Source organism: Shewanella intestini, assembly GCF_018221465.1.
GTDB lineage: Bacteria > Pseudomonadota > Gammaproteobacteria > Enterobacterales > Shewanellaceae > Shewanella > Shewanella intestini.
The window spans coordinates 546145-558293 of record NZ_JAAIKR010000001.1 but is presented as its reverse complement, the minus strand read 5'-3'; the positions used below and the strand labels follow the sequence as shown (position 1 = coordinate 558293).

The window sequence follows — 12149 nt, the reverse complement described above, 5'->3', positions numbered from 1 at the left end:
AAGCAAAGCTTGCTTTTAATTCAATGATTGATTGCTGTATCTGTGTGTTGAAACCACGCCGGTGACGCTGCAATAAAGTAGGGATTTAACACGCTGTCTTGCTGATTATAGATAAGTGGTTCAAGTTGTGGGTAGATCAGTACTTGCCCACCGGCACTTTCTAACACAGCTTGCGCGGCGCCAGTATCCCATTCACTGGTTGGCCCCAGGCGCGGATATACATCAGCAAGCCCTTCAGCCACCATGCAAAACTTAAGCGAGCTGCCCACACTCTGCATACTGTGCTCCCCAATACTGGCCACATAGTTAGCCACATCAGGGCTCATATGCGAGCGACTACCAACCACAATAGGCTGGGCATTAATCTGGCGATGTTTAAGCGATAACGCTGTGCGTTTTTCGCCGATATCAGTGACTTGGCTAAGCCATGCACCTTGACCAACAATGCCGCTGTAGCATTTGTTTAATACCGGCGCAAATACCACCCCAACAACAGGTTTACCCTGATGAATTAAGGCAATATTGACAGTAAACTCACCATTGCGCTTAATAAATTCTTTGGTGCCATCAAGTGGATCAATTAGCCAATATGTTTGCCATTGACGACGTTGCTGCCAACTAATTTTAGCCGATTCCTCACTTAAAATAGGATACTGGGCAAAATGCTGTTCTAAGCCTTGAATAATGACATTATGGCTGGCAATGTCGGCTTCTGTCACCGGGCTATCGTCAAGCTTTTGGGTCACTGATAATGCCGGTTTGCCATACACGCGTAAAATCGCTGCTCCTGCTTGTTTAGCTAGCTGTTCAAGCTTGACTAACATATCTTCAGGTATATTCAGTTGCGTTGCACTCGATTCAAAAACATTCATTGTTATTGCTTACTCCTTTGGGCGGCAGTCGCTTGTCAAACACGCATGAAGCGCATTATGCCATTGTCGCTGACAATGATTTATAACTAATTCACTGACCTTAGAAATAAATCCCCTATGTGACTCTTTTAAGTAAGCTAATCGTTTTAAAATCATGTCAATTAACGTTAAATGTTATCGCCATGTAATAATGGTGACCAAATAGTAATCGATGCAGACCATGCATGAAAGTGCCTTAAACATAGCTGCATTCGTATTCACCATTTTGTCACCTAGGACATTCATGCTTAGTCGCTGCAATCATTGCGTTTACTCTCGCCCTTAATAAACGCTGTACAGGCTAAATAAATTGCAACAACATCACGATTGAAGGAGAAAGCAGCTCCTAGGCATTAACCAAGGAAGGCAGCATTAAAATATATGACTAACGTTAAGGGACTGCCGGGCAGCGAATATCTGCTTGAGCAGCGCTATTAGGTACTAATGTTACATCGCTAAAGCTAACCGTTGCCACCGCCAAAGTGCTTAAATAAAATGGCGTATTAATATTGGCGAAATTAAGCTGCTTTTGCGTAAAGCATTGTAAGTCGATACTCACAGGTTGCCAGCTATTAAGCGGCTTATCATTGAGCCAAGCACTAATGTCAATGTCGGCGCGGCAATCTCGATTGCATGCCATACCGACAGACAATGGCTTGGTTAATTTATTCGCGGTTTTAAGTGTCAGCATTAAACTGGCATCGGCATTTGAATAAGCACGTAAGTCACGCGGGAAATTACTCACCAGACCAACAAAACCCATTGCCTGGCCATTAAAGCTAACCACTCGAGCATCTTCTTGTACTTGTTTATCGAAGGTTTTAATGGTGACAACACGGTTAGATTGCACGCTACTGACAACGGCATCAACACTGTTGTCATCGCCAATCATCATTCGCCAAGGCGCTTTTACTGCCCGTTCAAATAATGGCAAAGGCAGCAACTGTGTTGTTGAAGCTAAATTATCTTCTGACAAGGCATTAGAAACTTGACTTGCCTGACCGTATTGCAGGCCATAACCATAGGCAAATAATGGTTGGTAGTTTTCATCGTTTACATTCAACTCAGACTGCAACGGTGTGTTAGGCCATGAGAAAGATAACTTACCGCTAAAGTCATGGTTAATAGTGCCATTGGCTTGGGTAAATAACACCTCAGCAACGCCCTGCCCTTCTGAGCCGGGAAGCCATGCAGCCACAAACGCATCACTGGCATTTAATTCCGGGTTAACCCACATCGGTCTGCCACTAATTAACACTGCGACAACCGGAATACCTTGCGATTGCAGTTTTTTAAGTAATGCTAAGTCGCGTTTTTCACCACGTTGATATTCTAAGTTATCAATATCGCCATTACCTTCGGCGTACGGTTCTTCGCCAAATACCACAATGGCAACATCGGGTTTATCTTTATATTCACCAGCTACATTTAACTGAGCTTGGCCACCAGCCTGAGTAACCAACTGCTCAATCCCTTGATATATAGATGTCGCGCCAGGAAAGTCACTATTTTGATTATCCGTACCTTGCCAAGTGATCGTCCAGCCGCCGGATTGTTTACCGATATTGTCAGCGCCATCACCTGCCACTAAAACAGATAATTTAGGCGATAACGGCAGTAAGTTATGATTATTTTTAAGCAGCACGAGTGACTCTCTTACTGCTTGTTTAGCCACTTCACGATGACTGCTATGCCCTATAAGCTCGGTTTTACCTGATAATGGACGCTGAGCTGGGCTTGGTTTATCAAATAAACCCGCACGCATTTTCACTCGTAAAATCCGCCTCACAGCATCATCGACTCGCGCCTGACTAATCTCACCGCTTTGCACTTGTTTGATGGTATTTTCTAACAACGGTTTCCACGCCGACGTTGGCACCATATAGATATCAAGCCCCGCATTTGCTGCCTGCGGGCAAGACTCATTAGTACAACCCGGAATTTGACCGTGACCATTCCAGTCCCCGACCACTAAACCATCAAAATCAAAACGCGCTTTTAATACATCGGTAAGAAGGTACTTATTACCGTGGTTTTTTACCCCATGCCAGCTATTAAAAGACGCCATCACAGTTTGTGCACCAGCCGCTAAACCGCCAACATAACCTTGAGCGTGAATATCAAATAACTGTTGCTCAGTAGCAATATTGTCGCCTTGGTCAATCCCTTTAATTGTGCCGCCATCACCTAAAAAGTGCTTCACGGTTGAAATAACATGTTGATCTGATAAAAAATCGCCCTTAATTGAACCTTGTAACCCTTCGACAATGGCAAAAGCGTAATCTTTTACAATACGCGGATCTTCTGAATACCCCTCATAAGCCCGTCCCCAACGATCATCGCGCACTACAGCAACCGTAGGTGCAAACACCCAATCGATACCTGTTACCATGACTTCTTTAGCCGTAATCGCCGCTATTTTTTCGATTAGTGCAGGATTATTGGCAGCGCCCAAACCAATGTTATGTGGAAATAACGTCGCACCAATAACATTGTTATGACCGTGGACGGCATCGGTTCCCCACATGGTGGGAATACTTGAGCCATCAAGGCTGTCATCCACCGAGGCTTGATACATGTCTTCTGCGAGTTTGATCCAGTCTTGTGGAGTGGCGTGTTTGTTGGCTTGCGGGTATGAACCTCCGCCATTTAAATAGGACCCAAAACCATAGCGGCGCATATCTTCAACGGTAATATCACGTATTTCCGGTTGCATCATTTGAGCAACTTTTTGCTCAAGGGTCATCGTCGCTAACAACGCGGTAATTTTTTGCTCTAAGGCGACATCTTTGGCAATTGGATTGATCAGTTGCGGCCAAATATCAATATCATGCACCGTTTGATGCTGCGCTTGCTGGGTAGGTAAATTATCAATGCCTTCACTTGATAAATTAGATGTCGATAATGGCGGCTCAGCTTGCTCGTTCATTGGACTACACGCTGCTGTACTTAGCGCGAATACTGCCACACTAATAAGTGCAGCTATCGGTCGCCGCCTTTTATTGATATGCCAATGAGTGTCATCGGCAGCAATGCTGTGTATCAGTGACTGATTTGGAGTTGTAGCCGTCATGGTGACATCCTTATTCATAATTAACTCATTGTTTCAGTTATCGTTACTTATTATTGCGCGCAGGTTTATTTGCCATCTTTCACTTGCTGTGGTGTTGAGCCAACCAGACCAAAAAAACAAAACTGCACCAACATGGCTTGGGCATAGTTAAGTTCAAATAAGTTTTTCAAGTATGGAATGAGGATATCGTTTAAACACGTTAAAAAGCCCCACATGAAAAACAGCGACGTTAATGCAATAAGCGCAAATTGATATTGCTGTTTTGAACCAGCACTAACCCCAGATACATTTGACGCAGCAATCGTGACACCAGCCATCATTTATCCTTTCTTTCAACCCATTTCCCTTGAAGGTATTGATTCACACCTTCGCCAGCAAAACATTTGTTGACCTTTTACAAATTAATCACTAACCTCAATGTAAGCGCTTTCATTTTTAACAAATCAATAACCAATGTCAACGCTTTTTAATCAGGAAATTTCAATACGGCCACTTTAGTAAATAGATAAGCACCGCCTGAAAACCTATTAGATAAGACTTTTGCTTAAATGGATTTTTAAAGCAACATTCAACAGTAAGTGAAATATTTATATGAAAATTATGTTACCAACCCAGTCACCGATGATGAGTAAGGCATTTACTTTTGGGGTCGCAACGGCATCATTTCAAATTGAGGGTGCTGCAGATACTCGACTAGCCAATATTTGGGATACATTTTGTGCCACACCTGGCAATATTCGTGATGGTTCTGATGGAAAACAAGCTTGCGAACATGTCAATTTATGGAAACAAGACATTGATTTAATTGAAAGTCTTGGCGTTGACGCTTATCGATTATCGATTTCGTGGCCACGAGTAATGAACCAAGACGGTAGTTTAAATGCCATTGGGGTAAATTTTTATATTCAGCTATTAGATGAACTAAAGCAGCGCAATATTAAAGCTTTTGTCACCCTTTATCATTGGGATTTACCCCAACACATTGAGGACAATGGCGGTTGGTTAAATCGTGAAACCGCTTATTTATTCAACGATTACGCCAATAAAATCAGCCAAGTTTTTGCTGATAGAGTGTATTCTTACGCCACGTTTAACGAACCTTTTTGTAGCGCTTATTTAGGTTACGAGCTTGGGATCCACGCGCCTGGTAAAGCCAAAGTGAAATATGGTCGCCAAGCGGCTCACCACATTTTATTAGCCCATGGCTTAGCCATGAAAACCTTGCAACAAAACAGCCCCAACTCGCTAAACGGTATTGTGCTTAACTTTACCCCTTGCTACCCCGAAACCGATAGCGAGCAAGACCACCAAGCAGCCACACTCGCCGATGAATATATGAATCAATGGTATATCAAACCATTATTTGACGGCTGCTACCCAGACAGTTTTGCGCTGTTGTCAGCCCAGGACGCACCAAAAATTGAAGCCGGCGACTTTGACATTATCCGTCAACCGTTGGATTTTCTTGGGATTAACTTTTACACCCGCGCGGTGTACCGTCATTGCCACCAAAAACACTATCAACAAGTTGATATGTCAATGAATCCCAAAACCGATATTGGTTGGGAGATTTACCCGCAAGCGTTCACCGACTTGTTAATGACATTGCATCAACAATATACATTGCCTCCTGTCTTTATCACTGAAAATGGCGCAGCCATTGCGGACAAATTAGACAATGGCCAGGTGAACGATCTAGACCGAATTAGCTACTATCAACAGCACTTAAGCGCAGTGAATAACGCCATGCTTCAAGGGGTCAATGTCGCGGGCTATTTTGCTTGGAGCTTAATGGACAATTTTGAATGGGCAGAAGGCTACTTAAAGCGTTTTGGCATTGTGTATGTTGACTACCCAAGTCAAAAACGGACGATAAAAAACAGTGGATTAGCCTATCGCGATTTGCTTAACTCGCGGTTATAGTGCCATTAACTACCCAATAAATGATTATTTAACAGACTAAAAAATAACAATAATGAGGCCAAGGATGATTACCACAAAAGAGAAAATTGCTTACGGCTTAGGAGACACTGCCAGCAATATTGTTTTCCAAACGGTGATGTTATTTTTAACGTTTTTTTATACTGACATTTTCGGTATATCGCCTGCTTTTGTCGGCACCATGTTTTTATCGGTACGGTTAATTGATGCCATTACCGACCCGTTAATGGGCGCATTAACCGATCGCACCAACACCAAATGGGGTAAGTTTCGCCCCTATTTATTATGGTTTGCCCTGCCCTTTGGCATAATTAGCGTATTGGCGTTTACCACCCCCGACTTATCTGAAAACGGTAAAATGGTTTATGCCTTTGTGACCTATACGGCGCTGATGATGGTCTATACCGCCATTAATATTCCTTATTGTGCTTTAGGCGGAGTGTTAACCGAAGACCCAAAAGAACGCGTATCGGTGCAATCATATCGGTTTGTGTTTGCTATGTTAGGCGGGTTAATGGTTTCAAGCATGACGTTGCCATTAGTGGAGTATCTTGGCCAAGGCGACCAAGCAAAGGGGTATCAGTTAACGATTACCGCGATGAGTATTTTAGGTGTAGCGATGTTTCTCGCGTGTTTTTGGGGGACAAAAGAGCGCTTACATCCTCCAGTTAATCAATCGTCAAGCTTTAGACAAGACTTTAGCTACTTACTCAAAAATGACCAATGGCGAGTGTTATCAATAGCCGCAGTGTGTTTATTGTCAGGTATGGTACTCCGTACTAGTTTGGCCATTTATTATGTAAAATATTACTTAAATCTACCTGATTCTATTACCTTATTTATTACCCTTGGCATGCTGGGTAACATTGCTGGCTGTATGCTAGCCGAACCATTAGCGAAAAGAGTGTGCAAAGTAAAAGCCTATATCGGGTTGCAGCTTATTTCAGCAGCGCTGTGTATCGCAAGTTACTTTGTCCCAAGCCACCATGTTGAACTGGCCTTTGGATTATTTATTGTTTGGGGCTTCGCCTTTAATATGGCCACACCATTGTTGTGGGCCAAAATGGCGGATGCCGTTGATTATGGCCAATATAAAACCGGCGTGAGGATCACCGGGATGATATATTCATCGATCATCTTCTTTATCAAATTGGGGGTGGCAATTGGCGGCGCGGCAGCCGGTTGGCTACTTGCCGGTTATGGATATCATGCCGATGCTCCTCAGACGACGCACACGCTTGACGGAATTTTGATATCCTTTACGATATACCCCGCTATTGGCTCATTATTGGTCGCTTTTGTTATGCGTTGGTATGTGTTAGACAACCAAAAAGTCGATGAAATACATGGACAATTAAACAGAGCCGCGCACTAGATTGTCTGGCTTGCTCAGGTAAATGACAGGGAAAGATACACATAAGAATATGGCCACTATTTACGATGTTTCAGTGCTTGCAGGGGTTTCATTGGCGACCGTTTCTCGGGTGATGAACAACAACACCAAAGTCAGCGATAAAACCAAGCAAAAAGTGTTAGATGCCATGGCCTCATTAGGTTATAAGCCCAACACCATTGCCCAGTCATTAGCATCTAATTGCTCTAACAGTGTCGGCGTATTGGTGTCGCAACTTGACGGCCCATTTTATGGCCCAATGATGACCCAAATTGAAACCTCGCTTAGGGTTGAGAACAAGCATGTCATTATTGCCGCTGGTCACAGCGATGAAGTGCAAGAAAAAGAAGGAGTCGACTTTTTAATTAGCCGAGGCTGCGACGCATTAATTTTAGATGTTGAAGCCGTGTCAGATGAATACCTGATTACATTAAGCAATGGCGACACCCCTATTGTATTAATCAACCGCTACATTGAAGCCATTAAAGAGCGCTGCGTTTATCTTGAAAACGAACAAGGCGGCTATATGGCAACCGATTATATGTTGTCTTTAGGCCATAAAAATATCGCTTACATTTCTGGGCCAATGTATAAGCTAGATGCCCGCGATAGGCTTCGCGGCCATCAACGAGCACTGGCGGAGCACAATGTACTATTTGACCCTGAATTATGGTTTGAAGGTAATTTTAGAGAGTTTGGCGGTATCGATGCCATGCAACACTTATTGACCTTAAACAAACCCATATCTGCCGTTGTGTGTGCCAGTGACCAAATGGCATCAGGAGCCATATCTGTGTGCCTTGAACATGGCATTCGCGTACCAGAAGATATCTCCTTTATTGGTTACGACAACATCCCCTTTCCTACTTATATTTCGCCCAAACTTAACACCATAAGTAACCCAATCCATGAAATGGGTAAAATGGCTGCGTTGTGGGTGTTAAAAGAAGTCTACAAAGATAAAAAAGTCTCGGTTGAAAGCTGTTTTTCACCGCAGTTGTTTATACGTGGTTCTGCTTGCCCGCCTAAATAAGCTTAATTGAGTTGGTACAATAACTCAGTATCCGCTGCGGCTCATATTCCCCTAAGGCAGCCTGCTTTAGGGTTAATCATATCGTTCATGTGTTGCTTTGTGCTTTGTGCTTTGTACTTTGTGCTTTGTGCTTTGTGCTTTGTGCTTTGTGCTTTGTGCTTTGTGCTTTGTGCTTTGTGCTTTGTGCTTTGTGCTTTGTGCTTTGTGCTTTGTGCTTTGCAGAATGTTCGCAAGGTTACTTAGCAACACAAGTCTTTCCTTAACGTAACCTCAAGTACCGCTTGTCTTCATTTAATTACCGCAACACTTATTCATGGTGATGTTGAGTCAACATCAATAACCTTATAAAACTAAAAAGAAAGCGCTTACATTTTTATTCAATTTTCCGCGTATATTTGCAATTACTTATAAAACAATAACTAACAAATACATTTGTTGCACATTACACTCTTTAAGTTAAAATTATGTAATAAAATATGGTTAACCTTGTTGACTGTGGTTAACTTTTAATCTAGTTTTTATGTAAGCGCTTACATAAAACCTCAAACCTGTTTTAAAACGCGCTGATGGAGAATTACAAATTATTTGCGTGTTAACGCAAATTAAACTTAGAAAAGTAGAATCTAGTCAATGGGGATTTCCTAGATGAAAACAAGAACATTCACCAAAACCAAATTAGCGACCAGTTTGTCGTTATTAATTGGTCTCGGTTCAGCGGCGCCAGTAATAGCAGCAGATGACGCTTCAGAAGAAAATATCGAAGTAATAAAAGTAAGCGGTATCCGTGGCAGCTTAATGAAGTCAATGGATTTAAAAAGGGGCTCTAGTGGCATTGTTGATGCGATTAACGCTGAGGACATTGGTAAGTTTCCAGACACTAACTTAGCAGAGTCATTACAACGTATCACAGGCGTCTCAATCGACCGTCAAAATGGTGAAGGTAGTCGTGTGACAGTGCGTGGCTTAGGTGCTGATCAAAACTTAGTGATGCTTAACAACCGTCAAATGCCGGTAACAACAGGCTCACGCTCGTTTGACTTCGCCAACATTGCTTCTGATGCCATTAGTGCTGTTGAGGTTGAAAAAACCAGCCAAGCTAAAAATTCCACCGGTGGCATGGGCGCAACCATTAATGTATTAACTCATCGTCCACTAAGTCATCCGGGGTTAAAAGCCACTTTTGGTGTTAAAGCCGTTGATGATAAATCTACTGATGAAGGTTCTATCACACCTGAACTTTCAGGTTTATATTCAAACACGTTTGCTGACGGTAAATTTGGTGTGGCTATTTCAGGTAGTTATCAAGAACGTGAAAGCGGTAATCAGCAAGCACAAGTGGGCACAGGCTGGAGAAGCTTCCCGGGCAGCGTTGACCAAGACTGGAGTGGCGCACCCGGTGCTAACCCTGAATGGGGCGGCGTGCCAAAAGACAGTAATCAAATTAATCGCCCTGGCGATGACGATGTCTACTCTGTTCCACAAACCACTATTTACCGTTTTGAAGAAGTGCAGCGTAAGCGTACGAATGGTCAATTAGTGTTGCAGTATGAGCCGATTGACTCAATCCGCACCACTCTTGATTACACTTACATGCGTAACGATATTGACACTCAACATCAAGATGTTTCAGCTTGGTTCAACTTTGTACCAACTCAAGAAAGCACATGGTCTGACGGCCCAGTATCTTCACCATTAGTGTATTCAGAAACCTACCCTGGTGGCGGCGCTGATTTATCAATGGCTGCGGGTATGTCAGGTACACGTGACGAAAGTGGTTCAATTGGTTTTAACATTGAATGGGATGCCAGCGACAGATTATCACTAGAGCTTGACTACCATAGCTCTTATGCTGAGCGTACCCCCAACAGCCCACATGGTAGCTCAGCAAACTTAAGTACCGCCGCGTTTATCCGCACCAGCGCAGCCACTGACTTTACTGGCGATATTCCTGTATTGGCCGTTGGCGGAGGCAATGCCGTTCAACCTGAAGACATGCGCGTTACAGGCTCTGTATTTGGTAATGCAGAAAATCGCTCTGAAATTGAACAGTTACAAATTAACGGTCAATTTGACCTTGATCATGCAGGTAGCATTGATTTTGGTATCGCGATGACCAATGTTGATAACCATTCAAAATCGGTCAATGTGCAACGTAACGATTGGGGCGGCGTTGGCCAAGCTGGCGATTTAGATGCAGCCTGGTTCCCAGCCGATACCATTCAAGATAAATTAGATGGTTCTAAAGGTGACTTTTCTGATTACCAAGGCTCTGCCAGTACCGATCCATTAGACACTATTTTCTTCTGGGATTTTGAAGCCGTAAGAGCAAGAGCGGCTGAACTGTATATTTCTAGTGAAGTCGGTGATTGTGGAAATGCATTCTGTCCTTCTACCGATTACGGCCGTGATACCGACCGTTATACCCAAGAAGAGTCAAAATCTGCTTACATTCAATATAATTATGTCGGCGAAATTAGCCATATGCCATTTGATGTGCACTTTGGCATAAGATACGAAAAAACCGATGTCGAATCGACGTCGATTGTCTCTGCTTATGACACTGCAACGTGGATAGCAGAAACCGAAGTCGCATTATCAAGTTCTGCCGCTGACAACCGTGTATTTCAAACGCAAACAGGTGATTACGATTACTTTTTGCCCAGCTTTAACTTCAATATAGAAGTGCTACACAATGTCTATGTGCGCGCCGCATACAGCAAGACAATTGGTCGTCCAGATTACACCTCTATTCAAGGTGGAACAACAGTCGGTACTTTGGCTAACCGTGGTGGCGGAAGTGGTGACACCGGTAACCCAAGTTTGTTGCCATTAGAGTCAACTAACTATGACTTGTCATCTGAGTGGTATTACGACGAAGCCAGTTATGTTTCTGTCGGTTACTTCCGTAAAAATGTTGAAAACTTTATTTACAACAACCCTATTAATTCAAATATCTATGGTATTGCAGACCCATCAAATGGGGTCTATGCCCAAGAAGCAATCGCCGCTGGTATTGTGGGTGACCAAGAACAACGGGAATGGATTTTCGCTAATTATGGCGCAACTGACCCGAACGTCTTTCTTGATGCTAACAACAATATTCAAATTGTTGGTGGTGCCAACGACCCAGACTTAAACTTTATTATTAATACGCCCTCTAATAGCGAAGAAAGCTCAGTTATTGATGGTTGGGAATTTGCAATTCAGCATTTCTTTGGTGAGACAGGTTTTGGTGTACAAGCTAACTACACCTTGGTCAATGCCGGTGATAGTTACGACAACACTAACTTAGGCCGACCTGAAGTTAGCTGGCGTCCAGCCGACCCAGGGCAAGATGTGCTAAGTAATATTAGTGATACTGCAAACATTGTCGGTATCTACGAAAACTACGGAGTATCAGCGCGTTTAGCATGGAACTGGCGTGATGAATTCTTAGATTCATTTGGTGATGGTACCGGGAGCAACCCAAGTTATACCGAAGCCTATTCACAACTTGATTTTAATATTGGTTATGATATTGCCGCCGTAGAAGGATTAACAATCTTCTTCGAAGGACTCAATATTACTGATGAAAACACCCGTAAACATGGCCGGAGTGACACTCAAGTGCTTAATTATACCCAAACAGGGGCACGTTATAGCTTAGGTGCACGTTACACATTCTAACCAATTGGCGCAGCGGCTAATAGTTAACTGGCCGCTATCACCTACTTGTTAGGTCGTTTGGGGTAAAGACAGCTTTACCCCTTTTTTTTCATTTTAGCCTTGCATTGATAAGCATTAATTAATTGAACAAAT

Annotated in this window: 6 protein-coding genes and 1 pseudogene; 4 read left to right on the top strand and 3 right to left on the bottom strand. The window is 43.1% G+C overall.

Features of this window, described 5'->3' with window-relative positions:
- Nucleotides 1-20: 20 nt before the first annotated feature.
- The 3 genes and pseudogenes from cysQ to G3R48_RS02380 all read right to left on the bottom strand — a co-directional run.
- Nucleotides 21-872: a 3'(2'),5'-bisphosphate nucleotidase CysQ gene (cysQ, locus tag G3R48_RS02390; protein ID WP_228497281.1), complete on the bottom strand. Its 852-nt coding sequence runs from the start codon at nucleotides 870-872 to the stop codon at nucleotides 21-23.
- Nucleotides 873-1302: 430 nt separating this feature from the next.
- Nucleotides 1303-3840: a glycoside hydrolase family 3 protein gene (locus G3R48_RS02385; protein WP_153662029.1), complete on the bottom strand. Its 2538-nt coding sequence runs from the start codon at nucleotides 3838-3840 to the stop codon at nucleotides 1303-1305.
- Between the two features lie 251 nt (nucleotides 3841-4091).
- Nucleotides 4092-4301: pseudogene (locus G3R48_RS02380) on the bottom strand (glucose/galactose MFS transporter); the annotation flags it as partial.
- Nucleotides 4302-4575: 274 nt separating this feature from the next.
- Between G3R48_RS02380 and G3R48_RS02375 the strand changes: the two are divergent.
- From G3R48_RS02375 to G3R48_RS02360, 4 genes are all read left to right on the top strand, one after another.
- Nucleotides 4576-5907, top strand: a complete 1332-nt coding sequence (locus G3R48_RS02375; RefSeq protein ID WP_153660679.1) for a GH1 family beta-glucosidase — start codon at nucleotides 4576-4578, stop codon at nucleotides 5905-5907.
- Nucleotides 5908-5971: 64 nt separating this feature from the next.
- Nucleotides 5972-7300, top strand: a complete 1329-nt coding sequence (locus tag G3R48_RS02370) for a glycoside-pentoside-hexuronide (GPH):cation symporter (RefSeq protein WP_153660681.1) — start codon at nucleotides 5972-5974, stop codon at nucleotides 7298-7300.
- A gap of 49 nt (nucleotides 7301-7349) precedes the next feature.
- Complete coding sequence (locus G3R48_RS02365) at nucleotides 7350-8351, top strand: LacI family DNA-binding transcriptional regulator (protein ID WP_153662031.1); 1002 nt, start codon at nucleotides 7350-7352, stop codon at nucleotides 8349-8351.
- A 645-nt stretch (nucleotides 8352-8996) separates the two neighbouring features.
- Nucleotides 8997-12017, top strand: a complete 3021-nt coding sequence (locus G3R48_RS02360) for a TonB-dependent receptor (RefSeq protein WP_153660683.1) — start codon at nucleotides 8997-8999, stop codon at nucleotides 12015-12017.
- Nucleotides 12018-12149 lie beyond the last annotated feature (132 nt).

Excerpts from the sequence above, each read along its gene's own strand:
- cysQ (WP_228497281.1), bottom strand. The coding sequence starts at position 872 with ATGAATGTTTTTGAATCGAGTGCAACGCAACTGAATATACCTGAAGAT.
- G3R48_RS02385 (WP_153662029.1), bottom strand. The coding sequence starts at position 3,840 with ATGAACGAGCAAGCTGAGCCGCCATTATCGACATCTAATTTATCAAGT.
- G3R48_RS02375 (WP_153660679.1), top strand. The coding sequence starts at position 4,576 with ATGAAAATTATGTTACCAACCCAGTCACCGATGATGAGTAAGGCATTT.
- G3R48_RS02370 (WP_153660681.1), top strand. The coding sequence starts at position 5,972 with ATGATTACCACAAAAGAGAAAATTGCTTACGGCTTAGGAGACACTGCC.
- G3R48_RS02365 (WP_153662031.1), top strand. The coding sequence starts at position 7,350 with ATGGCCACTATTTACGATGTTTCAGTGCTTGCAGGGGTTTCATTGGCG.
- G3R48_RS02360 (WP_153660683.1), top strand. The coding sequence starts at position 8,997 with ATGAAAACAAGAACATTCACCAAAACCAAATTAGCGACCAGTTTGTCG.